The 25,387-nt window shown below is 30.9% G+C and carries 24 protein-coding genes and 1 pseudogene; 12 read left to right on the top strand and 13 right to left on the bottom strand.

What is annotated here, in order from left to right; genetic code table 11:
* Position 1 precedes the first annotated feature (1 nt).
* The 7 genes from EV195_RS08695 to EV195_RS08665 form a co-directional block, all read right to left on the bottom strand.
* Complete coding sequence (locus EV195_RS08695; protein ID WP_132794559.1) at positions 2–3,205, bottom strand: efflux RND transporter permease subunit; 3,204 nt, start codon at positions 3,203–3,205, stop codon at positions 2–4.
* A gap of 8 nt (positions 3,206–3,213) precedes the next feature.
* On the bottom strand, positions 3,214–4,284 hold the full coding sequence (locus EV195_RS08690; RefSeq protein WP_132794558.1) for an efflux RND transporter periplasmic adaptor subunit: 1,071 nt from the start codon (positions 4,282–4,284) through the stop codon (positions 3,214–3,216).
* Between the two features lie 11 nt (positions 4,285–4,295).
* Positions 4,296–5,591, bottom strand: a complete 1,296-nt coding sequence (locus tag EV195_RS08685; RefSeq protein ID WP_132794557.1) for a TolC family protein — start codon at positions 5,589–5,591, stop codon at positions 4,296–4,298.
* A 142-nt stretch (positions 5,592–5,733) separates the two neighbouring features.
* Positions 5,734–6,108, bottom strand: coding sequence for a DUF983 domain-containing protein (locus tag EV195_RS08680; RefSeq protein WP_132794556.1), 375 nt, complete (start codon positions 6,106–6,108; stop codon positions 5,734–5,736).
* Positions 6,109–6,124: 16 nt separating this feature from the next.
* Positions 6,125–6,421, bottom strand: coding sequence for a thioredoxin (gene trxA / locus EV195_RS08675; protein ID WP_132794555.1), 297 nt, complete (start codon positions 6,419–6,421; stop codon positions 6,125–6,127).
* A gap of 3 nt (positions 6,422–6,424) precedes the next feature.
* Positions 6,425–7,405: a Tll0287-like domain-containing protein gene (locus EV195_RS08670; protein ID WP_132794554.1), complete on the bottom strand. Its 981-nt coding sequence runs from the start codon at positions 7,403–7,405 to the stop codon at positions 6,425–6,427.
* 68 nt (positions 7,406–7,473) lie between these two features.
* Entirely contained in the window at positions 7,474–8,106 is a 633-nt protein-coding gene (locus tag EV195_RS08665) for a Crp/Fnr family transcriptional regulator (protein WP_132794553.1), read from the bottom strand.
* 231 nt (positions 8,107–8,337) lie between these two features.
* Between EV195_RS08665 and EV195_RS08660 the strand changes: the two genes are divergently transcribed.
* Positions 8,338–10,707, top strand: a complete 2,370-nt coding sequence (locus EV195_RS08660) for a TonB-dependent receptor (protein ID WP_132794552.1) — start codon at positions 8,338–8,340, stop codon at positions 10,705–10,707.
* A gap of 4 nt (positions 10,708–10,711) precedes the next feature.
* Positions 10,712–11,536: a DUF4249 domain-containing protein gene (locus tag EV195_RS08655; protein WP_132794551.1), complete on the top strand. Its 825-nt coding sequence runs from the start codon at positions 10,712–10,714 to the stop codon at positions 11,534–11,536.
* Between the two features lie 40 nt (positions 11,537–11,576).
* On the opposite strand, the gene EV195_RS08650 is transcribed toward EV195_RS08655, so the two are convergent.
* The 4 genes from EV195_RS08650 to EV195_RS08635 are packed head-to-tail and all read right to left on the bottom strand — an operon-like array spanning position 11,577 to position 15,093.
* Positions 11,577–12,950 (bottom strand): MBL fold metallo-hydrolase RNA specificity domain-containing protein, encoded by a 1,374-nt coding sequence (locus tag EV195_RS08650; protein ID WP_132794550.1) that lies wholly within the window; start codon positions 12,948–12,950, stop codon positions 11,577–11,579.
* Positions 12,951–12,960: 10 nt separating this feature from the next.
* Positions 12,961–13,800, bottom strand: coding sequence for an ATP cone domain-containing protein (locus EV195_RS08645; RefSeq protein ID WP_132794549.1), 840 nt, complete (start codon positions 13,798–13,800; stop codon positions 12,961–12,963).
* 19 nt (positions 13,801–13,819) lie between these two features.
* Positions 13,820–14,221, bottom strand: coding sequence for a hypothetical protein (locus EV195_RS08640; RefSeq protein WP_132794548.1), 402 nt, complete (start codon positions 14,219–14,221; stop codon positions 13,820–13,822).
* Positions 14,222–14,256: 35 nt separating this feature from the next.
* Positions 14,257–15,093 (bottom strand): universal stress protein, encoded by an 837-nt coding sequence (locus EV195_RS08635; RefSeq protein WP_132794547.1) that lies wholly within the window; start codon positions 15,091–15,093, stop codon positions 14,257–14,259.
* 323 nt (positions 15,094–15,416) lie between these two features.
* Between EV195_RS08635 and EV195_RS08630 the strand changes: the two genes are divergently transcribed.
* From EV195_RS08630 to EV195_RS08595, 8 genes are all read left to right on the top strand, one after another.
* The gene (locus EV195_RS08630) at positions 15,417–16,037 is read left to right on the top strand and encodes a WG repeat-containing protein (RefSeq protein WP_132794546.1); all 621 of its coding nucleotides are present in this window, start codon (positions 15,417–15,419) and stop codon (positions 16,035–16,037) included.
* Position 16,038: 1 nt separating this feature from the next.
* Positions 16,039–17,124, top strand: a complete 1,086-nt coding sequence (locus EV195_RS08625) for a site-2 protease family protein (RefSeq protein WP_132794545.1) — start codon at positions 16,039–16,041, stop codon at positions 17,122–17,124.
* 3 nt (positions 17,125–17,127) lie between these two features.
* Positions 17,128–18,207 (top strand): efflux RND transporter periplasmic adaptor subunit, encoded by a 1,080-nt coding sequence (locus tag EV195_RS08620; RefSeq protein ID WP_132794544.1) that lies wholly within the window; start codon positions 17,128–17,130, stop codon positions 18,205–18,207.
* 2 nt (positions 18,208–18,209) lie between these two features.
* The gene (locus tag EV195_RS08615) at positions 18,210–19,472 is read left to right on the top strand and encodes an ABC transporter permease (protein WP_132794543.1); all 1,263 of its coding nucleotides are present in this window, start codon (positions 18,210–18,212) and stop codon (positions 19,470–19,472) included.
* A 1-nt stretch (position 19,473) separates the two neighbouring features.
* Complete coding sequence (locus tag EV195_RS08610) at positions 19,474–20,148, top strand: ABC transporter ATP-binding protein (protein ID WP_132794542.1); 675 nt, start codon at positions 19,474–19,476, stop codon at positions 20,146–20,148.
* A gap of 80 nt (positions 20,149–20,228) precedes the next feature.
* Positions 20,229–20,819, top strand: coding sequence for a CDP-alcohol phosphatidyltransferase family protein (locus tag EV195_RS08605; protein ID WP_132794541.1), 591 nt, complete (start codon positions 20,229–20,231; stop codon positions 20,817–20,819).
* 1 nt (position 20,820) lies between these two features.
* Positions 20,821–22,035 (top strand): metallophosphoesterase, encoded by a 1,215-nt coding sequence (locus EV195_RS08600; RefSeq protein WP_132794540.1) that lies wholly within the window; start codon positions 20,821–20,823, stop codon positions 22,033–22,035.
* A gap of 64 nt (positions 22,036–22,099) precedes the next feature.
* Positions 22,100–22,555 (top strand): pyridoxamine 5'-phosphate oxidase family protein, encoded by a 456-nt coding sequence (locus EV195_RS08595; protein WP_132794539.1) that lies wholly within the window; start codon positions 22,100–22,102, stop codon positions 22,553–22,555.
* A gap of 164 nt (positions 22,556–22,719) precedes the next feature.
* Here EV195_RS08595 and EV195_RS08590 read toward each other — a convergent pair whose 3' ends face one another.
* Positions 22,720–23,217 carry a hypothetical protein gene (locus EV195_RS08590; protein ID WP_132794538.1) on the bottom strand — a complete coding sequence of 166 codons (498 nt, stop codon included), beginning with the start codon at positions 23,215–23,217 and terminating at the stop codon, positions 22,720–22,722.
* A 140-nt stretch (positions 23,218–23,357) separates the two neighbouring features.
* Between EV195_RS08590 and EV195_RS08585 the strand changes: the two genes are divergently transcribed.
* Both EV195_RS08585 and EV195_RS08580 read left to right on the top strand, forming a co-directional pair.
* Positions 23,358–23,627, top strand: a complete 270-nt coding sequence (locus tag EV195_RS08585) for a heavy-metal-associated domain-containing protein (RefSeq protein WP_132794537.1) — start codon at positions 23,358–23,360, stop codon at positions 23,625–23,627.
* Positions 23,628–23,648: 21 nt separating this feature from the next.
* The gene (locus EV195_RS08580; protein WP_132794536.1) at positions 23,649–24,647 is read left to right on the top strand and encodes an NAD(P)-dependent oxidoreductase; all 999 of its coding nucleotides are present in this window, start codon (positions 23,649–23,651) and stop codon (positions 24,645–24,647) included.
* Between the two features lie 115 nt (positions 24,648–24,762).
* Here the strand turns inward: EV195_RS08580 and tnpA are convergent.
* Positions 24,763–25,198: pseudogene (gene tnpA / locus EV195_RS08575) on the bottom strand (IS200/IS605 family transposase).
* Positions 25,199–25,387 lie beyond the last annotated feature (189 nt).

Below are 25,387 nucleotides of genomic sequence, written 5' to 3'. Positions count from 1 at the left end.
TTTATTTATAATTTTTACGTTCTATTAAATAATACACCAACGGTACAACCAATAATGTTAAGATTGTTGCTGTTATAGTTCCTCCCATTAATGAAATAGCTAAACCTTGGAAAATTGGATCAAAGAGAATTACAAATGCTCCAATTACAACAGTACCTGCTGTTAACAAAATAGGTGTAGTTCTTACGGCTCCTGCCTCAATTACAGCTTGTGCTAAAGGAACACCTTCTTTTAATCTTAAATTCACAAAGTCAATTAGTAATACCGAGTTTCGAACCATAATTCCCGCCAAGGCAATCATTCCGATAAAAGAGGTTGCCGTAAAATAAGCGCCCATCATCCAGTGTCCTAATACAATTCCGACCATCGATAATGGAATAGCCACCATCATTACTACAGGAGCTTTAAAGTTTTGGAACCAACCCACAATTAACATGTAGATGATAATAATTGCTCCTAAAAATGCGATTCCTAAGTCTCTAAAAACCTCTAACGTAATTTGCCATTCTCCATCCCATTTTACCGTATAATTGTCTTCAAATTCTGGTTGTCCTAAATACTTCTCTTCTAATTGATATCCTTTTGGTAATGGAATTTGTTTCAATTTTTCTTCCATTCCTAAAATTGCATACGCCGGACTTTCCAATGCTCCAGCCATATCAGCCATTACATACACAACTCTCTTTTGATTTTTACGATAAATACTCTTCTCGCTACTCTTTTCTTGAACATCCACTAAATCTCCAATTGAAACTGTTGTTCCTAATTTCGATTTGATTTGTAATTGAGAAATATCTGAGATTGTTGATTTTTCCTTTTCATCTAAGGCTAGTACAATTCCAATCTGTTTAGAAGCACTTTCATTGTACAATGTTGAAACTGCTCTGTTTGATAATGCAGTATTTAATGTATAAACTACTTGCTGTGGAGCAACTCCGTATAGCATTGCCTTTTCTTTATCTACTACAAACTCGTACTCAATTTTATCATCCTCTACCATCCAATCGATATCAACCACATCTTTTGTATCTCCTAAAATCTGTTGAACTCCTTCAGCTATTTCAATTTGCTTGTTATAATCCGGACCGTAAACTTCAGCTACAATCGTAGATAATACAGGTGGTCCTGGTGGAACTTCAACTAACTTTACATTTGCTCCAAAAGGTTTTGCAATTTTCTGAATTGCTTCTCGCATTGATTTTACGATACCATGACTTTGTTCACTTCTATCGTGTTTATCTGTTAAGTTTACTTGAATATCCGCCATATTACTTCCTCCACGTAAATCGTAATGACGAACTAATCCGTTAAACGTAATTGGTGCTGATGTGCCAACGTAACTTTGATAATTCACAACATCCGTTCGTGTTGATAAATACTGAGCTATTTCTTTTGTAACCGCAGCAGTTCTTTCTAAAGTTGTACCTTCAGGCATATCAATTACTACTTGGAACTCATTTTTATTATCGAATGGTAACATTTTTACAGCTACCGATTTGGTAAAAAACATTGCTAACGATCCAAACAACAATAAGGTGGTGATTCCTAAGAAAATCCATCTTTTAGTCGGACTTTCGATTAACGGACGCTCAAACTTTTCATACAACTTGTAAATTGCAGTTCCTTGCATTGCTTTTGTTTCATCTTCTTCAAAAGCTTCTTCTTTTCCATTATCTTTTTCACGTAAGAAAATGTATCCTAAATAAGGTGTAATTGTTAACGCTACAAATAAGGAAAGAATCATTGCAATAGAAGCTCCAATTGGCATCGGACTCATATATGGCCCCATCAATCCAGATACAAATGCCATTGGTAAAACCGAGGCAATTACCGTGAATGTTGCTAAGATTGTTGGATTTCCTACTTCGTTAATTGCATAAAGTGCCGCTTCTTTAAATGCAAGACGCTTCATTTTAAAATGCCTGTGCATATTTTCCGCAATAATGATACTATCATCAACCACAATTCCTGTAACAAAAACTAAAGCAAATAAGGTGATTCTATTCAACGTATAATCTAGCATGTAATAGCTTAACAATGTTAAAGCGAACGTAATTGGAACTGATAAGAATACTACCAATCCACCACGCCAGCCCATAGCTAACATTACTACTAACGTTACTGCGATAATAGCTCCGATTAAATGCATTAACAACTCAGAAACTTTTTGAGAAGCCGTTTCTCCATAATTTCTGGTTACTTCTACATGAACATCATCTGGAATTAAGTTCTTTCGTAAATGTTGAATTTTATCTAAAATAACATCTGCAATCTGCATTGCATCTGCCCCTTTTCTCTTCGCAACTGAAATCGTAACAGCTGGATATTCTGATTTAAACGTACTTGCTTTTTCACTTGCTTGTCCAAAACCAAGACTTACATAATTTTTAGGAATCTCTGCTCCATCAATAATTTTAGCAACTTGTTTTAAATAGATTGGTTGGTTTTGCTTTACACCAACTACTAAGTTTTTAACGTCTTCTGTAGTTTTTAGAAAACGACCTGTACTTACTAAAAATTCTTGGTCGTTACGATTGTATGTTCCAGCACTCATTTGTTGATTGCTAGCCTTTATCATTTCAGCAACCGAAAGAAAATCTAAACCACTTGCTGCTAATTTATCTTTATCTAAAACTACACGCAGTTCACGATTTCTACCACCAATTTTATTGGTTATTGCAACATCGTTCACTTTCTCAATTTCATCAGTTACTTCTTGCGCAATCTGCTTTAACTGATAATCGTCGTAATGCTCACTCCATAATGTTAAACCCAACATCGGAACATCATCAATAGCACGTGTTTTTACCAAAGGCATTGTTACACCTTTAGGCATTATATCCATGTGTTTGCTGATTTCGTTGTACAACTTTACAAATGAACGTTCAATATCTTCACCAACATAAAATTGCACAATTACCATTGCTTGTTCTTTCATAGAAGTTGAATACACATACTCAACTCCTTTGATGTTAGAAATGATTTTTTCTAATGGCTTTGCAATTCTTGATTCAACTTCCGTTGGACTTGCTCCCGGATAACCAACAAAGATATCCGCCATCGGAACATCAATTTGTGGCTCCTCTTCTCTCGGAATTAAAAACGATGTGTATACACCAATGACCATAAACACAATCATTAATAACACCGTGATTTTAGAACCGATAAAACCTTTTGCTATTTTTCCTGCTAAACCTTCTTTCATCTCTTTACTTATTGAATTGAAATGTTAGCTCCGTTATACAATTTACTTTCAGCTGAAATGATATACATTTCCTCTGCTGATAAACCTGATAAAACCTCTACTTCATTATCAAATGAACGACCTAAACGTAACCAACGTAATAATGCTTTATTATTTTGACTAACCGTGTAAACACCTTGTAATTGTCCTAGCTCAACAATAGCTGATTTTGGAATACGTATGCTGTTTTCAGTTGAGTTTGATTTTGCTACAGGAAATTGAACTGTGGCAAACATTCCAGATAAAATTGGTGTATCTGTTTTATCTAAACTGATTTTAACTACATATTGTCCGCCAGTGTTTTTTGCCGAAGAACTTACTTCGCTTACCTTTCCTTTTACTGTTTTATTGATGGATTTAACTAACACCTCTACAACAGTATTCTGTTTGATTTTAGAAATCTCACTTTCTGGAACCCTAGCAATTACTTCAAACCCTCCTTTTCCTTCTATAGAAATTAAAGGTATTCCTGGGTTTGCCATTGCTCCTTTATCAATAAATGTATTGGTGATTTCTCCAGCAAATGGTGCACGAATATTTGTGTATGCAAACTGAGCATTTATCTCGTTTCTCATTTGCTTTGCCGCTTGTAAACTTGCCTTTGCCATTTCGTAATGAGCTGTTATATCATCTACTTCTTTTTGAGAAGCACTATTTTGAGCCAATAAATTTTTAAAACGATTGTAATCTTTTTCAGCATTTTTAAATCCAGTTTCAGCTTTTATAATGTTTGCTTCTACTTGTGCTTTTTTGGCTTGAAGATCAGAATTGTTTATAGTTAGTAATAATTGTCCTTTTGAAACCTTATCTCCTACCTTTACATACATTTCATTTACAAACCCCATCATACGTGTACTTAAATCGGCACTTGCCTCAGCCTGAACAGTTCCGCTAACACTTATAAATGCTGTGTTGGAGTTTGGTGCAACTTTTTGAACCTTTACTGGTATTGCTGGATCATTATTTACTGAAGTTGTATCTTTCTTTTTACCACAACTTATTGCAAATGTTACCAGAATAAGAGCTATATATTTTTTCATTGTATACTTAATTATTTCGTTAAAAATTCAACGTAAGCTTTCGAATAATTAAACTCGAAAATTGTTTGATAATATTCTAATTGTTTTTGTATGTATTTTGTTTCTGCTATTAATAAATCAGTTGATTTTTCTAGACCTTCTTTAAATCTATTCTTACGAATTCGTAAAGCTTCTTTCGATTGTTGCATAGCTAATTCAGTTAACTTTAATTTGTTTTCTGCGTCATGTAACATTCGTAAAACCTTATTCAATTCTAATTCGCTTTTTGATTTGTATTGCTGATACTCTAGCACCGATTTTTCATATTCCGCTTTACTTTTTTGAACCTTGGCAAAACGCTTTGACCCTTGAAAAATATCCCAACTTAATTGCGCTCCCACCAAATATCCGCTAGCATCTACATTGAAAATATTGTTATCGAATAACTGATAACTTCCAAAAGCATTTAATCGAGGTAAAAAACTCATCTTTTCTGACTGATACATTTTTTTATAGGCTTCGGTTGATAATTCCATTGCTTTGATATCAGATCGATCATTAGATACCGCTTTTGATAATTCTTTAGAAATGTTAATCGTTAAACTATCTGCTGGCTGATAAACAACATCTCCCCTTTCATTCATTAAAAACGACAAGTAGTTCGAAGCATTCAATACATTGCTTTTAGCCGTTTGTAATTGATTTTTTACTTCTGTAACATGAACATCTACAGCCAATACATCTGATTCTTGTAAAAAACCTTGCTTAAAACTATTTTCTGCTAATTGTTTGTTTGCCTCGGCAGTTGTTAATGCTTTTTCTAAAACTTCAACTCCTCTGTAGCTTAACTGCAATTGCATATAGGCTTTGTTAACTTCAAGTGTTAAATACTCTTTAGTACGAGAAGTTTTTAACTCTATTGCTTCCATTTTAACTTTAGAAGCTTTTCGCTTATAAATACCATCTATGTTAATTAACGGTTGCTGAATTTCAAGTACTGTGGCGAAATTTCTTGTTTCATTTGGATCGTTTAATCTAGCCGGATCAAAATCATTTTGTGTTAAAATTTCTTGATTCAACTTTGAACCAAAAGCCATCAACGGATTGGTTGTTAAAATCCCCGTGTGAGAAGCTGTAATGTTTGGTAAAAAGACTGCACGACTTTGATTAAAATCAGCCTTTGCCATCAAGTATTCTTGATTGGTAATTTTTAAAGAACTATTTCCTTCATGAACTTTTTGTAGAACTTCCTTCTTAGAAATCATTGATTTTTGTTGAGAAAACCCAATCAAAAAAGAAAAGAGACTTATAAATACTATTGCTCGCATTGTTATTTTCTTATTTTGATACAAAATTAAATGAGAAGGAAGAACTGTACAGTAACTAATGTTACAATGCTGTTATATAAAAAAACACCTCCAAAAAATGAAGGTGTTTATAATTTAATTAAGATGTTTAAGTGTTTGTCTTTTAGCTCTGTTTTTCATAATCAACAAACATATTGCTCCATATAATTCTAGATAATTTCACTAAAAACGGCCCCAACAATAAGAGTAGAACTATTATTGATATAAAACTTTGTAAAAGCGACAAACCAATGAATACTTTTGTGATAATAAATAATGCAACAGCAATCGCAACAAATAAAGCATAACTAACATACATTGCGCCAAAGAAAAAAGAAGGTTCAATCATGTGTTTGAAACCACATTTCGGACAAGTATCATGTACTTTTCCAATTTTCACAGGATTAAAAGTAAAACGATGTGTGAAAAAATCAGCTTCCTGACACTTTGGACATTTAAAATTAATAACGCTGTAAGCTTTTGTTCCTTTCTTAAACATATACTTCCCTCTTGTGTTATTTAAATTTATTGATTAACTCAATTAGATCTTGTTTTTGTAACATTCCTGATTGTCTCCAAAGCATTTTTCCTTGTTTAAAAATCATAAATGTTGGAACTCCTTTGATCTGATATTTTGCAGCTATAGCGTTATTCTTATCTACATCAATCTTTAAAATAATTACCCCATCGCCCAAATCATCTTTTAAGTCTTTCAACACTGGTGTCATCATTTTACAAGGTCCGCACCATTCTGCAAAAAAATCGATTAATACAGGAGTGTCTCCGTTTAATATTTCTGTTAAATTACTCATATGCTATTTTTTAAAAGTTATACTCCAAATACCTCTAACTTCATTTTCAGTATATCCCACAGCTTCGTCTTCTGGATATAATTGGTTTAAAGCACCTAAAGTCTCAGGTTTAATTTGTGATTCAGTGTTCCCATGACATTGTAAACACATTCCGTTAGTAATAATTGGATAATAAAATTGAACCTGTTCGTTTTTTGTTTCTGTTATTGGATTGATATCTAACGAGTCTTTTAATGCTTTTTTATACATTTCAATAATTTCTATCTCTCGTTGATTTGCCGCATTCTCAGGATTTCTAGGTTTATCGGATACACGTTTCACTTTAGCATTGTACTTTGTTGCCATGCTATCTGTCAGATGAATTGCTTTCTCATTACAAAACTGTAAAGCTGCTAATGTTCCTTTTTTTTGAATCGTTCCCATTAGATTTTTGCCTAAGACTTTTTTGGTTCCTAAAGCAAACTCCAACCCTATTTCTTCATTAGATTTTTCTGTATTTTGAGCTGTAGATTTCTTCCCTTCATTATAATTAGTTGTTCCTTTCTTTTCTTGCCAATGTTCTTTAAACCAATCAGGTTCTTCAATTTGATAATCATACAGATATTCCGCAATTTTCTTTAAATGGTCTTCCTTGTAATATTGATAAGGCATTACTCCAAACCGTTTTACAGCACCTTTCAGTTTTGCTGTTTCGTTGTTTGGTTTCTTTATAAAATTGACGAACTCTTCTGTAAATTCTTCTTTAGTAGTATTACTATCAATATAATGTGCTTTTATGGCAACCATTGGAGGAGCTACACGACTATCATGACTAGCTTTTGGATTATGACAAACATAACATTGTTGTTTCAGAAGCTTCTCTCCTTCATGCTGACTAATCTCTTTTTTTATTGACTTTTTTGAATAATCAACATCAGTATTAGTCTTTTGTTTACAACTATAAATGAATATAATTGATACAAGTAGTAAAACGGCTTTTTTCATCGTTTGAAATTTTATGTAAAATTACGATGCCATTCTATTTTATACTGTAACGAATGTTACTTTAAATGTTATAATTCTAAAATTTTTATGCTATTTCTGTGAAGCTCTATTTTTTTCTCCTTTTCTAAAGCTTTTAAAAGTCGAGAAATTACAACTCTTGAAGTATGCAAATCATTCGCGATTTCTTGATGCGTTACTTGGATTATTTCATTGCGGTTAACTAGCGCTTTATCTTTTAAATATTTATACAATCGCTTGTCCATTTTTAAAAAAGCAATAGTATCAAATGCTTCAATAAACTCTTGCAAACGGTTATGATAACTTTGCAATACAAACTCTTGCCAGCTTTTATATTTCGTCAACCACTCTGCCATTTTCTGCTTCGGAATCATCAAAAGTTCCACATCCGTTTCTGTAATGGCACGAATTTTACTCTTCGTTCTTCCCATACAACAAGACAGCGTCATAGCACAGGTATCTCCTACTTCTAAGTAGTACAAAACTAGTTCGTCCCCATCATTATCTTCTCTTAAAATTTTAATCGCACCACTTAAAATCAAAGGCATTGAAGTGATGTAATTATCAATATCAATCACCGTGCTATTTGCTTCAATTTTTTTGTAAGTACTTACTTCTTCGATTTCTTTTATCAAAGCTTCCTCGAATAAATAGCCGTAATTCTGTTGTAATAATTCTAACAAAGTCTAGTTTTTGTGTAAAAATAACAAAAGTTGATTGCTTATTAGGAGAACCATTTCCTTTTATTTTAAATCATTCCTAACAAAATCTAAAGAATGGTAACCAACAAATATTTCACATTTATTTAATATAAAAATTAGATGAAGACTTTTGATACTAAAATCTAAAGAACTAATTTTGTTTAATGTTTTATTTGTAAACATTAAACATTTTTCACTCCTTATAAATCAATTATGAGAATTTACGTAATTATTTTGTTGCTTTTAACATCTTTTTTTGGTGTTGCTCAAAGCAAATTTACCATCAGTGGGACTTTAAAGGATAATGCCAATGGCGAAACCTTATTCGGCGCTACTGTCTTTTTAAAAGGAACTAGTTTAGGGACTACCACAAATGAATATGGTTTTTACTCACTTACTGCTCCCGAAGGAAATTATACTTTAGTGTTGTCCTATATTGGTTATGCTTCTATTGAGAAAGAAATTCAACTTTCGGAAAACATAAAATTTAATGCTTCTTTGGATGAAGACACCAATGTTTTAGAAGAAGTAGTTATTTCTGCTGAGGAAAGTAAAAAGGTAGATTTACGAAGTCCGCAAATGAGTGTAACTAAAATTAGTTCGCAAACTATTAAACAGATTCCTGTTGTTTTAGGAGAAGTAGATGTTATTAAGTCAATTCAATTATTACCCGGAGTTACCAACGCTGGTGAAGGAGCATCAGGTTTTAATGTGCGTGGTGGTGCAGAAGATCAAAATTTAATATTATTGGACGAAGCAATTATATACAATGCCTCTCATTTATTCGGATTCTTTTCTGTGTTTAATAATGACGCTATTAAAGATGTTAAATTATATAAAGGTGGAATTCCTGCTAGGTTTGGTGGACGAGTTTCATCGGTTTTAGACGTTCGTCAGAAAGATGGAAATAACAAAGAGTTTAAACTTACGGGTGGAATAGGTTTAATTTCAAGTAGATTAACAGCCGAAGCTCCTTTATTTGGTGATAAAGGCTCTTTCTTAGTCGCAGGTCGCGCCTCTTACGCCAATATATTCTTAGCATTAGCTAATAACGAAAATAGAGTTGGATTTTACGATTTAAACCTAAAAACCAATTATCAAATTAATGATAAAAACCGTTTGTATTTATCGGCTTATTTTGGAAATGATGATGTTAGTTTTACCAATTCGTTCTTTAATTCATACGGAAACTTATCAGGAAATCTTAGATGGAATCACATTTTCAGTGATAAATTATTCTCAAACTTATCAGCTATATACAGTCGATATAATTACGATTTGCAACTTGAATTTGTTGGTTTAGATTGGTTGTCTAGAATTGATAATTACAACTTAAAATACGATGTTGATTATTATTTGAATGACAAATTAAAGTTTGATTTTGGTGTAAGTGGAATTTACTACAAATTCAATCCAGGAGAAATTAGAAAACTAACTCCAGAATCTTCTATTAATGAAGATTTCTTAGATAAAAAGTTTGCGGTGGAAACTGGAATCTACGCTAGTTTAGAACATAAAATTTCAGACAAGTTAACCACCATGTATGGGATTCGTTACAGTTACTTCAATAGATTCGGAAGTCAGGTTTTAAACACCTATGCAAATAACTTACCTGTTGTGTATAACACTGATCTAGGTATTTATGAACGTGGTGATCCAACTGGACAAGTAAGTTATGGTGACAAAGAAAGCATCGCTAGTTTTGGTAATTTCGAACCACGTTTTGCCTTATCGTATCAAGTAAACGAAAAGTCATCTATCAAAACCAGTTATAATAGAATGGCGCAGTATTTACATTTAATTTCAAATACTACTTCTGCTACTCCTTTAGATATTTGGGCGCCAAGTGGTGAGTTTTTAAAACCACAAATTGCGGATCAATATGCAATAGGATATTTCAGAAACTTTAAAAACAATGCCTATTCTATTGAAACAGAAGCTTATTATAAAACCGTTAAAAATCGTGTAGATTATATTAATGGGGCTGAATTGATTGCACAAAACACCATTGAAAGAGAAATTTTAAATGGTAATGCTAGAGCCTATGGTTTAGAGTTTTTACTTCGTAAAAATGAAGGAGATTTAACAGGTTGGATTGCCTATACGCTTTCAAAATCTGAACAACGCACTTTAGGTGGTGCAGCTGGCGGACCAGGGTTAAACAATGGAGATTGGTATAACACTCCATTTGACAGAACACACGATTTATCGGTTACTGGTAATTACGAACTCAATGAAAAGTGGACATTCAATGCGAATTTTGTTTTTCAAACAGGTCGTCCTGTAACATATCCAAATGGACAATTTCAGTATAACGGATTGTCTATTCCTACATATTCTACTAGAAATGCCGATAGATTACCGTCCTATAATCGTTTAGATGTTTCTGCTACGCTAACACCAAGGAATAATAAAAATAGAAAGTGGCAAGCTGAATGGGTATTTGGTATTTATAACTTGTACTCACGTAGAAACGCGGCTTCTATTAGTTTTGGTGTAAATGATGAAACTGGAGTGAATGAGGCAGAAAGAACTTCAATTTTCGGAATTACTCCTTCAATAACCTATAATTTTAAATTCTAAAATCATGAAAAAATCAATATATATCTTGTTCGTAGCTATCAGTACTATTTTTTCATCTTGTACTGATGTAGTAGATGTTGACGTTCCAAATGGTGGAGCGCGCTTGGTTGTTGAAGCTTCTATCAATTGGGAAAAAGGAACTACAGGAAATGAGCAAACTATTAAATTAAGTACATCCACAGCATATTTTGATAGTAATGCAGTTATTCCTGCAACTGGAGCTACTGTTACCGTAACCAAAGAAAATGATGGAGCTCAATTTGTTTTTGCAGATCAAAATAACGGAGAATATACTACAACGAACTTTGTACCGGAAATTGGAGCAGTTTATACATTAAACATTGTTTATAATGGCGAAACCTATGCTGCAACTGAAACATTGATTGGTTTTACAGAAATTAATAGTGTATCGCAAGAGGAAGGTTTTAATGAAGGTGAGTATAGAGTTAGAGTTCTTTTTGATGATCCTGCGGATGAAGTAAACTACTACATGGGAGAATTTGTACAAGATAATTTAGCCGTACCCTCATTAGCTTCTATTCGTGATGAGTTTGTAAATGGAAACGAAGCCTTTGTTTTACACTTTGACGAAAAGAACGTTCCTGGAACTGATATTGATATTAAAGTATTTGGAATTTCTGAGCGCTTTTATTTTTACATTGAACAGTTAATACAACAATCTGGAACACAAGGAGGAGCAGGTGGGCCATTTCAAACAACTCCAGCTCAATTAAAAGGAAACTGTGTGAATGTAAATAATGCTAACGAAGAAGTTTTAGGCTATTTTCGTTTGAGTCAATTTGCTAGAACAAGTTATACTATACAATAGTTTATTTTTTCTATAAACTTACAAACAGTTATTCTAAAATTTACACCATAACTTCTTCAATTTGGTTACGTTTTGGAATAACTGTATTCCATTGGTATGTGTCTTTAATTTTTACTCGAAAAGCATCTAAAGCAGTAATTTCTCCATGAATTAAATACACCTTCTCAGGAACGTTTTTTATAGAGTCCATCCAATTTATCAAATCGTTCTGATCTGCATGAGCTGATAGACTTTCTATAACTTTAACAGTTGCTTTTACAGGGTTATACTTCCCAAAAAAGCGAATTTCATGAGCACCGTTTTGAAGCTGTCTACCTCTAGTTCCTTCAGCTTGATAACCCACTAAAAGAACCGTTGTAGAAGGTTCATCTATTAATTGACTAAGATATGTCAAGACTCTTCCGCCTGTTACCATTCCACTACCTGCAATTATTATTTTTGATCTCTTATCATCAATGGTTTCCCATGTTTCTTTGTAAGACTGAATAATGTTGACATGATTACACATTGCTTGATACTCTTCATCTGATAGTTTATGCCAATTTGAAAACCTTCTAAAAACTTCTAAAACATTATTTCCCATTGGACTATCGACAAAAATTGGAATATTTGGGATTTTGTTTTTCTTATATAATTTCCATAAAACAAACATTATCGTTTGTAAACGCTCAACGGCAAAACTCGGAATAATCAAGTTCCCCTTTTTCCAAATTACATCTTTAATAATTTCACTCAACGTTTCCTCTACATCTAATTCTGGATGCAATTTATCTCCATAGGTACTTTCAATAAATAAAAAATCTGCCCATTCGGGTTTCTTAGGATTATTCAATAAATAATCATTCTTTCTTCCAATGTCACCTGAAAAAACAAATCTCTTATTAAAAATGTCTAACTCAATAAATGTGGCGCCAATAATATGTCCGTTATACATAAAACGAAAACGAATTGTATCGGTAAGTAAAATCCATTTTTCTTCTGCTTCCTCTTTAAATAAACTAATCGTTTCTTCAACTTCCTTTTTGGTAAAAAAAGGTAATGCCGGTTCGTGTTTAGTATATTCTTCTTTATTCGCTTTTTCTGCTGATTCTTCATGAATCTTTGCGCTGTCATTCAAAATAATTTCAGCGATTGCAAGTGTTGGAGCGGTTCCTATAATTTCTCCTTTAAAACCTTGCATTATTAAACGAGGTAAATAACCAACATGATCTAAATGACCATGTGTTAGCAACACAACATCTATAGAAGATACATCTACAGGGAGATCTTCCCAATTACTTTCTCGCAACTCTTTAACTCCTTGAAAAACACCACAATCAATTAATATATTCCTTTCTGTGGTTTCAATTAAAAACTTTGATCCAGTAACTGTTTTAGCTCCCCCTAAAAAATGGATGTTGACGGTATTTACCATGTATTGCTTTTTAAAAGTTACACACTTCTTTAATTTCATTTAGAATTCTATTCTTTCTGGTTTCTGATATTCCAAGATGATCGAGAAAAAAAGCATCTTTAATTAACTCTCTATACAAAACAATTTTTCTGCTCAGCAAAAAATCTTTTTCTCTTTTTGTAAGTAAATTAGATACTGTTATTGGATACAAACCTAATCGATCTATACGATCTTTCAATCCATCATTTTCTGGGTAATCCCAACTCAATAAATACAATCCAGCACATTCTCCATATTGAATAGCATTTTCAGTAAAACGTGTATTGGTTACCACCCAACCTTGTGTAAGAACAATTTTCCTTTTTGAACTATTCCACTGTTTTTCAATATCTAAAAAACGAGAATGTATGTATAAAGGAACTTTAACGTTACTATTAAGACCTTGTTCTCCATGAAATTTGCATTCTATCATTACTGCTTGGTTATTCTTATAAGCTAATACATCAACTTCATGAGAAACACATTTGCCTTGAATAATTTTACCAACTTCTGTTGTATACCCAGAATATTCTAAAACTTTACTAATAAAGAGTTCAAACGGAAATCCTGTTGGTCCTAGTTCATAAATAGCTTTTTTGAGTTTGTATTTACTTGCTAAATAACTTTTCTCTTTTTTTAAAAGCGCATACGCTCTGTTATATATTTCTTGAGTAGATATTCCTTCGTAAAGTTCTTCCTGTACTTTATTTACAATATCAGAAATTGTTTGTTCATCTGCCCCAGTTCTATGTAACGATTTTCTGAGTTTTTGAATTGAAAATCGCATTTTTTGTCCTGATGATTTGGTGATATCTACTTCTTGAAATTTCATTAATTTAAAAAAGCTTAGTTTATTTATAAAAATCTCTTACCCAAGCAATCACTTGATTATTTGTCATACTATCAGCTGTTTCTACTTTAGCAACCTTATCATCTAACTTTTTATGATTCTCTTCAAGCTCTTTTTTAAACTTTATTTTTGCTTCTGCCGGCCCAAAAATTAAAATGTTTTCAGCATCTTGTATTTCAGGTATAATCTCGTTAAAATAATTTTTAAATTGATGCTTTTCTCTTTCTAAATATTTACTATCCTGAACTACATCTTGTGGTCCTCCTTTTAATCTTGTACCAGAACCTCCACGAACGTTGAAGTGCTCTATATTAGACGGAATTGTTTTTAACGTTTCGTTACTATTTTCAATTGTTACGACATGAGCTTGATTTTTATCTAGCCAAATACCTATGTTTTTCATAATTATATTAATTTTAAGTTGTTGAGAATTTAATTTTATGCTGGAATTACGAGGAAAGGAATTTTAACTTGAAAGCCAATTTGTTTTACTTTAGATTTTAAGAACAACTTTTCAAATAAGTCCTTTTTATTGTTTACCATAAGCAATAAATCAATTTTGTTGTTTGATTGAAAATTGGAAATTTCTTCTGTAACACTTTGATTGATTTTAAGGTGAAAATCTAAATTTACATTTTCAAATACTCTCTGTAATTTATCTTTATTCGATTCTTGAGTTTTAGATAAAAGATTTTCTTTTGAAACATGTAAAGAATGTACTTTCGCTTGATATCCTGTAACGAAATCTATAATGTATTGGAAATCGATTATTTGAAAATCAACTTCATAATCTGAAGGAAATAATACTTCATTTAAACCAGTGAATTTATAGTTATCAGGAACTGCCAAAACTGGACATTCTACATTTTTTATAACTTGTACAGTATTTGTTCCAAAAAGCACTTTTTCTAAACCCGATGCTCCTTTAGTTCCCATAATCACAAAGTCTATAACATTTCCTTTATATAGCTCATTAATTTCATTTGTAATGGTGTTAAAAGACACTATTGATGAGAAAACATGATTTGGATTATTATATAGACTGGTTACTTTTTCCATTAATTTTTCCATATTCTCCTCAGCTGTTTTTTTAAGAACATCTACAAAACCAACTTGTGCTGCTCCTACCTCAAAATATCCAGCATCATAAATTACAGGTGTGTATACGTGTAAAAAATTAAATACACACTTTTGATCTTTACATAATGCTAACGCATACTGTATTGCATTCCATGAATTATCGGAAAAATCGGTTGGTAAAAGAATTTTTTTCATTTTAAAAGAGTTTAATTTCTATTGGTAGTTTACGGAAATTCAATTGCTGTTTGCAATAGATTTATATTCTCTAAACAACAGCTACACTAAATTTTATAACCAAAGATTTTTAGCTGAATACGTTTTGGTTTTCCCAAAAATAATCTCAATAACATAAAACAGAAATGATAAATATCAACTTTACTGAATAAAAAAATAACTATAAGTAACTGATAACAAATAAAAAAAGAAAATGTTTTTCTTATCTGAATGCATGATGGATATCATTTCATCATAGAAGTTTCGATTCTAATTTTGAAGTATAAATCGAAAAACTTATAATCATGAAAAGACTTATAACATTCACCGTAATTTTATTATTAATTCCTACTATTAGTTTATCCCAAACCTCAGAGAGTTTTGATTATGTATCATCATTTCATGAAGGATACGCCGCAGTGAAAAAAGATAATCAATGGTCCTTTATAGATACAAATGGAAATTTAGTAATGAATTTTAGAAATGATTTAGTAGTGTCTGAAAATCCTAATGGCAATCAACCTATTTTAAGTAACAATAGGTGTTTAATTGTAAAAAAGGAAAATGGAATTTCATTTTTTGGTTTTATAAACGAAAAAGGAAATGTTGTTATTAAACCACAATATTTAAATGCTTCAAATTTTAATAACTCATTTGCCATTGTTCTAAAACTTCAAAAAGAAGTTGCTGGACACAATAATCTGTTTAAAAAAGATATTGTTTACTATACCTACACCGAAATTATAATTGACACATCTGAAAAAACCATCAAAAAACTATCTAAAGAACCTGTAAATGTTGTTTTAAGAAAAGATTTTTTACCTGCTCCTCCAAAAATTAGCTCTAAATTAATTTCTAAAAACTTAGTTGCTGTTCTAACTAAAAATCAAAAATGGGTAATTAAAAAGACATCACTTGATCAATAAAATGAAAGCTAATTTAAACTTAGGAAGCATCGCTGGTATTCATATTAAAATTCACTGGACTTTTGTTTTGCTTTTTGCTTGGATTGTTTTTAGTGAAATGAAAAGAGGCAATAGTACAGAACATATTTTTTACCACATTACTTTAATAATTGCTGTTTTTATTTGTGTTTTATTACATGAATTAGGACATGCTTTAATGGCTAAAAAATATAATATCTCTACAAAGAAGATTACATTATTACCAATTGGAGGGATTGCTAGTTTAGAAAAAATGCCTGAAAACCCTAAGGAAGAGTTCTTAGTTTCTTTAGCTGGTCCGTTTGTTAATTTTTTAATAGCTATAGTTTTATATTTCTGCATTCCTGTTAAAGAATTCCTTGACAAATATCTATTAGATAATGCTTTTTTAATGAGCGAATTAAACATACAGAGTTTTCTTTTTTACTTATTTTTTATAAATGTAGGTTTAATGCTTTTTAATTTAATCCCAGCTTTTCCAATGGATGGAGGAAGAATTTTACGTGCTCTTTTAACTTTAAAAACAAATCGTGTAAAGGCCACATATATTGCTTCTCTCATCGGTCAATTTTTTGCAGTTATTTTCCTATTAATAGGGTTAGTGTATAATCCTTTTCTGATATTTATTGCTCTCTTTATTTTTGTTGGAGCCTTTACAGAAAACAAAATAATTCAACAATTAAACTTGATAAAAGGGCATACAGTCAAGGAAGCAATGATGACTAACATCACTACTTTTAACCCAAGTGATTCTATTGACAAAGTAATTGATGCAATTCTAAAAGGAACTGAAAAAGATTTTGTAGTGGTACTAAATTCAAAAGTTGTTGGAATTATTCTCCATAATGATATTATTGAAAATTCGAGTAATCGTAATTGTTTGGTAAAAGATATAATGAAAGTAGCGTTTAAGTCTCTTAAAAGTAATGATGACTTAAAGCTATATTATGAATTCATCCAAACTAACTCTACGTTTTTTTTGCCAGTTATAGATAATAGCGAATTAGTTGGCGTACTTGACATTAATAATTTAAATGAATATTTACTTATTCAGGCTAAACTAACCTAAAACATGAAACTTTATCCTTTCTTCTTCTTAGTTCTATATATTCTTTTTTCCTGTGAAAGTAAACAAGACAAAACGCTACCTGTAAAAAGAGAATTAGTGGAATCAGTTTACTCATCAATAACAATTCAACCTGATAATGTTTATAAAGTTCATAGTATTGTTTCTGGAATAATAGATAAGGTTTTGGTTAAAGAAGGTTCTCAAGTAGCTAGGAATCAAGATATAATTCAAATAATAAATAATACGCCAAAACTGAACCTAAAAAACAGCGAATTATCTTTACAACTAGCACAAGAAAATTATTATGGAAAAGCTACTATACTAAAAACTATAAAAGACGAAATAGCTTCCGCTTATTTGAATTATAAAAATGACTCAATTAATTTTTTCAGACAAAAAAACTTGTGGCAACAAAAAATTGGCTCAAACGCTGAATATGATACACGAAAACTTAAATATGAATTATCAAAAAATAACCTATACCTACTAAAAAACAAATACAATCAAACTGAAAACCAATTAAAAACCACTCTAAAGCAGGCAGAAAACAGTTATCGTGTTTCTCAAATTAATACTAAAGATTTTACTGTAAAAAGCAAAATAACTGGAAAGGTGTATGCGATTTATAAAGAACCTGGCGAGCTAATCTCAATTCAGGAACCACTAGCTTTAATAGGAAGTTCGAATCGTTTTTTAATTGAAATGCTTGTTGATGAAGTTGATATTATTCGTATTACAGAAAATATGGATGTTATCATAAAATTAGATGCTTATAAAGAACAAACATTTAATGCTAAAGTTTCAAAAATTTACCCACAAAAAGATGAACGAAATCAAACTTTTAAAGTTGAAGCAACATTTATAAATACTCCTCAAGTTTTATATGCTGGTTTATCTGGCGAAGCTAATATTATTCTTAAAAAGAAAGAGAATGTGCTAACCATTCCAAAAAGTTATCTGACTCAAGGTAACCAAGTGCTTACAAAAAACGGGGTGGTTACTTTAAAACTTGGACTTGAAAATATTGAATTTATTGAGGTTTTATCAGGTATTGATGAAAACACATACATCTACAAAGAATAAACATGGTAAACTGGAGCGTTATATTAAGTATTGCTAAAACCCATTTGCTTTCAAAAATTAAGCAAACTTCTACGGCCGCCATGGGTGTTATGTTTGGTATAGGAGCGTATATTACGTTGGTTTCATTTATGACTGGATTAAATACTATGTTAGATGATCTTATCATAAATCAAACTCCACATATACATATTTACAACGAGATTAAGCCTTCAAAAAAGCAACCTGTAGACTTGTACAAAGAGACTCAAAATACATTTAACATTGTACATTCTATTAAACCCAAATTAAGCCAAAAGAAAATTCACAATGCCTTACCTATTATTCAATATTTAAAAACTAAAAAAAATATTCGAGGTGTAATACCTCAAGTTAAAGCCACTATATTTTACATAGCTGGATCTATAGAATTAGGCGGCAGTTTAAAAGGAATTCACCCTTTAGAAGAAGCTAAACTGTTCAACTTAGAAGACTATGTTGTAAAAGGAACTTTGCAAGGTTTACAACAAAACAATAACGGAATTATACTTGGAAAGGGAATTGCCGAAAAAATGTCATTAAAAGTGGGAAATCGAATACAAATTAGCACGATAAATGGTGATGTATTTCCTCTGAAAATAGTTGGATTTTATCAAAGTGGAATTGCCGAAATAGATAATATACAGAGTTTTGTTAATTTAAAAACTGCTCAAAGAATTATTGGAAAATCTGAAGATTATATCACCGATATTAATATTAAACTTCATGACATTAGCGAAGCCGTCTCTTTGTCAAAAAAAATTGAAAATCAGTTTCGAGTAACTGCAGTCGATATAGAAACAGCAAACGCTCAGTTTGAAACGGGTACTTCCATCAGAAACTTAATTACGTACGCAGTATCTATTACTCTTTTAATTGTTGCTGGATTCGGTATTTATAATATTTTAAACATGCTTATTTATGAAAAGATGAATGATATTGCCATATTAAAAGCAACTGGCTTTTCTGGTATTGATGTTCAACTAATTTTTATGAGTCAAGCTATGATAATTGGTATCGTTGGTGGAATATTAGGATTACTTGTTGGTTATTTACTAGCTAAGTTTATAAGTACTATACCTTTTGAAACAGAGGCCTTACCAACCATAAACACGTATCCTGTTAATTTAGATCCGATGTTCTTTATTATCGGAATTTCGTTTGCTTTAATTTCTACTTTTTTAGCTGGGTATTTACCTTCAAGAAAAGCTAAGAAAATAGATCCTGTAAAAATCATAAGAGGTCAATAAAATGGATATCGTTTTAGAAGCAAAAAATATAAACAAAAACTTTCAAAAACCTGTACCTTTTCATGTTTTAAAGGATATCAATTTCAAGATAAACAAAGGAGAATTTGCTTCAATAATGGGCAAATCTGGTTGTGGAAAATCTACTTTACTATACATACTTTCAACGCTAGATACCGATTACTCAGGAGAATTGTTTTTAAATAACGAACTGATTTCAAAAAAGAGTAGTGATTATCTATCCTATATACGAAACAAACATATAGGCTTTGTATTTCAATTTCACTATTTATTATCCGAGTTTTCAGTATTAGAAAATGTTATGCTTCCTGCAAAAAAACTAGCTGAAAAAACATTAAAAGAGATTGAATTTGACGCAATGAGTAAACTAAAAATGTTAAACATTGAACATTTAACTAAAAAACGAGCTTCTAGGATTTCTGGTGGAGAAAAACAAAGAGTTGCCATAGCTCGAGCACTTATTAATAATCCATCTTTAATTATAGGGGATGAACCTACCGGTAATTTAGATAGCCATAACTCTTCTAATGTGTTTAATATTTTCAGACAACTAAAAGAGGAAGAAGGATTATCATTATTAGTAGTAACTCACGATCATGAATTTGCCGAAAAAACAGATCGAATTATACAGATGGAAGACGGAAAAATAATTACTTAATAGTACTGACATTCATCATTTTGCCAAATAAAATCAAATGTTAAATTGCTGTACAATACATTTAATTTTAAGACTACATAATGCTTACGTTTAAAAACTTCAATATTGCCGATTGGTTTTCTTTTTATCGCATTTTTGCCGCTCCTTTTTTACTTGTTCTAATTTGGTATGATGTGCGGATTATTTTTACTTGGTTACTATTAATTAGTTATTCTACCGATGCCATAGACGGGTATTTAGCAAGAAAATTAAAAATTACGAGCCCAAGAGGTTCGCAACTCGATTCTTTTGGCGATCAAATAACGTTAATTGTTGGTTTAATCGGTTTGTTCTATTTTGAAAGTAGTTTTATCAAAGCAAATGTAATTCTGATTGCGATAACCTTTATCCCTTATATTATCCAAATGATAATAGCCTATTATAAGTATGGCAAAGCCACAGCGTTTCATACCTATTTAGCTAAATTATCGGCAGTTCTACAAAGTCTTTTTATTCTGTATGCGTTGTTTTTTACCCCAGATTATAATCTTTTCTACGTTATGATAGTTATCGGATTATTAGAAACAATAGAAGAAATAACGCTTATATTTTTATATGATAATTGGATTTCTGATGTAAAGGGAATTTACTGGGCTTTTAAAGACAAAAGACGTTTACATAAAGAAGTATAAGATGAAATCTTATTCACTTTTTAAAATATTACTCGTATGCATCGCTATTTTAATAGTTGATATTGCTGCTTTCTATTGGCTACAAAAAATTACACAATTAATAATTTCTGAAAAACTAGAATCACTAATAAATATTCTTTTCTGGACGTTTACTTTAGGTTTAATATCTGCCATAATTATTCTAAAACTTCGATTAGATAATTTAAATCCTCAAAAAAAATATTGGTTAGTTTCTTCACTATTTGGGTTAACAGTTTCGTCTTTCCTTCCGAAACTTATCTTTGTAATTTCAATTACTTTTCTATATTTCACTAATTACATTTTTACTGAAGAAGAGTCTAAAATAATTATCCCTTTAAGCGGACTACTCTCCGGATTCTTACCTTTTTTTGTAATTCTCTATGGAATTTTTAAAACTCGCTACAGATTTAAAGTATATCATGAAACAATTATGTTCAGTGAACTTCCAAAATCTTTTTACGGACTAAAAATCGTTCAAATTTCAGATATACATCTAGGAAGTTTGAATTATAAATACTCAATAATAGATAAAGCATTTCAAAAAATAAACGAGTTGAATCCTGATTTCATATTTATTACTGGTGATTTGGTAAATAATTATGCTTGGGAATTAAAAGGGTGGGAAAAATCATTTCTTGCACTAAAAGCTAACAAAGGAAAATATGCAATTTTAGGAAACCATGATTATGGTGATTACAGTGATTGGGATTCTGAAAGAGAAAAAAAGGAAAACTTTAATAGTATAAAGCAATTTTATGAAACCATCAATTTTAATCTTCTTTTAAATGATGCTGAAATCGTAACTCAACATAATGAGAAGATGGCAATAATTGGTGTTGAGAATTGGGGAAATCCTCCTTTTAAAAGATATGGCAACTTAAAAGAAGCTCATGAACTGGTTAAAAATATTCCTTTTAAAATATTATTAACTCATGATCCTAGTCACTGGGAAGAAGAAGTAGTTGCTAAAACAAACATAAACTTAACTCTATCTGGCCATACTCATGGAATGCAAGCTGGGTTTCAATACAAAAAATACTATTGGAGTCCGATACAATATAAATACAAACATTGGGCTGGCCTTTATCAAAAAGGAAAACAATTTTTGTATGTAAATAGAGGGTTAGGCTGGTTAAGTTTTCCTGGCAGATTAGGAATGCCTCCAGAAATTACTTGCATAACGCTGAGTAAGTGATAAATATCATAGTTTTTAAACACGATCTCGAGTAACTTACTGGTATCAAAAAAATAATAACCAAATGATTAGAGATTTAAACATAACCGAAAGTAAAGCTATTTTAGCTGAAAATTATATTGGCAACTTATCATACATTTATGATGATAAACCTTATATAGTTCCAATTACGTATTTTTTTAACTCTGAAAAAAATGCTTTTATTATTTATTCTTCCGTAGGTCATAAAACTCATGCTTTAGAGAAAAACAATGCAGTTTCAATAGGAGTAACAGAAATTGAAAATATTAACAACTGGAAATCTGTACTAGCACAAGGTGTTTATGAAAAACTTTCGAGTATTGATTCTAAAGCTTGTTTGAGAGAGTTTGCTACAGGAATAAAAGAACTAATTTCTAAAAAAGAAGAGAAAAACCCTCTGTTTATATCTGAGTTTTCAAGTAAAATGTATTACGATAAAGTTCCTATTGTCTTTAAAATAAAAATCGATTCAATAACTGGTAAATATAGAGAAGAATAGTAAAAACAGTTGGTAAAGTAAGTTAGTATTTAACTTATAGTAGAATAGAAGTATTCTCTTTTTTAGAATACTAAAAACTTGAGAATGCCTTACTTATGTAAGGCTTTTTTAGATACTTTACGTTTATATAAAAAACTTAAACTTTATAATATCACTATATAAAATCAACCTTCTTTTCTTACGAATCCTAAACTATTTTTATGTGTTGGTACTTCCCACTTAATCATTTCTTTTAAAAATTCATCTACTTTTTCAACAATTAATTTTTCTGTTATTTCCTGTGGTGAATAAAATCCTAATTCTAAACTGGTATTATCTAACTGTTCAACAAAAGGAAACATAATAAATACGTATACATCACCACTATACGATTCTGTAAAAACTAATGTGCCTCCTTGAATAAATTGATAAGACGGAATTTGATTAGTGCAATCTATTAATTCTGACGGAAAAGAATTGAATGTAATATTAACAGCTTCGTTATTGTTTATCCAGTTAAGCTCTTGTACTATCCAACCTATATCGTATTGTTTTACAATGTTTTTCAAGGTATTAACAATTAATTTTTTAGTTTCTATTTCCCATAACTTCTTCTTATCAACTACTGTTTTAATAGATTCTTTATAATCAATTACTCGTTCCTCTAAGTGCTGAATTTTCATTTTTTTCAATTTTAAATGTTTTTATAAAATAACGTACGATTTCATAAAATTGAAATGATTTCCATCATATAAACCTTAACTGAGAATTATCATTTCTCACAAATCATCATTTAATTAAATTTGATTAAAATCAGATACAAATGAAAACTATAATAGAAATACAAAACTTAAAATGTGGCGGATGTGAGAAAACAATTACAGATAATCTTTCAAAAATAGCAGGAGTTAGTGACGTGGTTGTTGATCATGAAACCAGCACAGTGAATTTAGAGTATGTAAGCGAAGACAGTTTAAGAAAAGTTATCGAAAAACTTTCTAAACTAGGTTATCCTGTAACTGGTGAGAAAAATGACATCGGAAAAAAAGCAACTTCCTACGTGAGTTGTATGATAGGAAAAATAACATCTTAAACTTTATTGTCATAAAATAGTATGAGAACACTTATTTACAGTGCCAAAGCATTTGAAATACCTTTTTTAAAAGCAGCTATACTAAAAACTCCACATAAGTTTGTATATACTAGTGAAAGATTAACAATAGCTACTGTAAATAAAGCGAAAGGTTTTGATGCTATCTCTATTTTTTCAGCAGACGATGCTTCAGAAAATATTTTAGCCATGTTAAAAAGTAATGGCGTAAAGTATATCACTTTACGATCAGTTGGTTATGACAACGTAAATTTAACAACAGCAACAAAATATGGTTTAAAAGTTGCTAATGTTCCTGAATATTCACCAAATGCGATTGCAGAACATGCTATTGCATTATTAATGGCGTTAAAACGACACATTATTACCGCAAATAAACAGGTGAAAAAGAATAATTTTTCATTAGATAACCTTGTTGGTTCAAATGTAGAAAACAAAACTATAGGTGTTTTAGGAGGTGGAAGAATTGGTAGTATTATCATAAAAATCTTACATGGTTTTGGCTGCGGAATTCTTGTAAATGATCGCCAAGAAAATGAAGAATTAATAAAAAAGTATGATGTAAAGTATACATCAATAGAGACTATTTGTGAACAAGCTAACATCATTATTATTAGTTTACCTCTTACTTCTGAAACTAAATATCTAATCAACGAAGATTTCTTTGAGAAAATCAAAAAAGATGATTTAATACTAGTAAACATTGCTAGAGGTAGCATTGTTAAAACCACTGCTATATTAGATGCTTTAGCATCAGGAAAACTTAAAGGATATGCTACAGATGTTTACGAAAAAGAAAGTGGTGTATTTTTCTACAATCATGATTCAGAAGCAATTGAAGATCCGTTGTTAAAAGAATTGATATATCATCCAAAAGTATTATTAACACCGCATCAAGCATTTGCTACAGAAGAAGCCATTACAAATATTTGTGAAACTACCGTTGAAAATCTAACTGCCTGGAAGAAAAATAAAAGATCAAAAAACCAGCTTAACTTATAAAAATCAATTTTATTGAAATGAGTCGTCCTAAAATAGTTTGATAGTTAAAAAAACTAAATCACTCTGTACTAAAAGTACAGAGGTTTATTATACTGGGGGCTAAAAGTCCCCTTTTTCATTCTAATATAAAATTAGAATTATCCGAGTTCGGTTTCCTATGATGTTCTAAATACTCATTAACCATTTCATCTGTGATATTACCTTTACTCCAAACACCATAGCCAACTCCCCAAAAATGTTTCACCCAGTAAAGATCACTTAATTTTCTAAATTCTTGTTGAAGGTTACGAGAACTTTTACCCTTAAGTTGCTTTACTAAACAGCTTACACTTTATTTAGGGACATATTCTATATGCATATGGATATGATCTGAACTAACTACTCCTTTTTAAATCGATACGTTCTCTGCATCGCAAATTTGCATCAGAAGTTCTCGACAACGAACCTGAATATCTCCTTTTCAATATCTGATAACGATATTTTGTAACCCAAACTATATGACAGGTTAACCTACTTACTGTATGAGAGCCTTTGCGTAGTGATCTTTCCATATCTGAAAGGTATTAATTTTTCATATAACTGAAAGTGCTGCAATAAAATTGCAGGGTTTTAGACCCTTAGTTGAGACCAATAAATATAAATTTGATTAAAAAAATCATATTTTTAAAAAGAAACTCCAAAAGGATGTTTGTTGAAAAACCTCTACTCTTTTCTTACTCAGACATACTCTAATTAAGAGA

It is taken from the genome of Tenacibaculum skagerrakense, assembly GCF_004345825.1.
In the GTDB taxonomy this organism is placed as follows: domain Bacteria; phylum Bacteroidota; class Bacteroidia; order Flavobacteriales; family Flavobacteriaceae; genus Polaribacter; species Polaribacter skagerrakensis.
The sequence above is the reverse complement of the archived record's forward strand: the minus strand, read 5'-3'. Positions and strand labels throughout refer to the sequence as shown.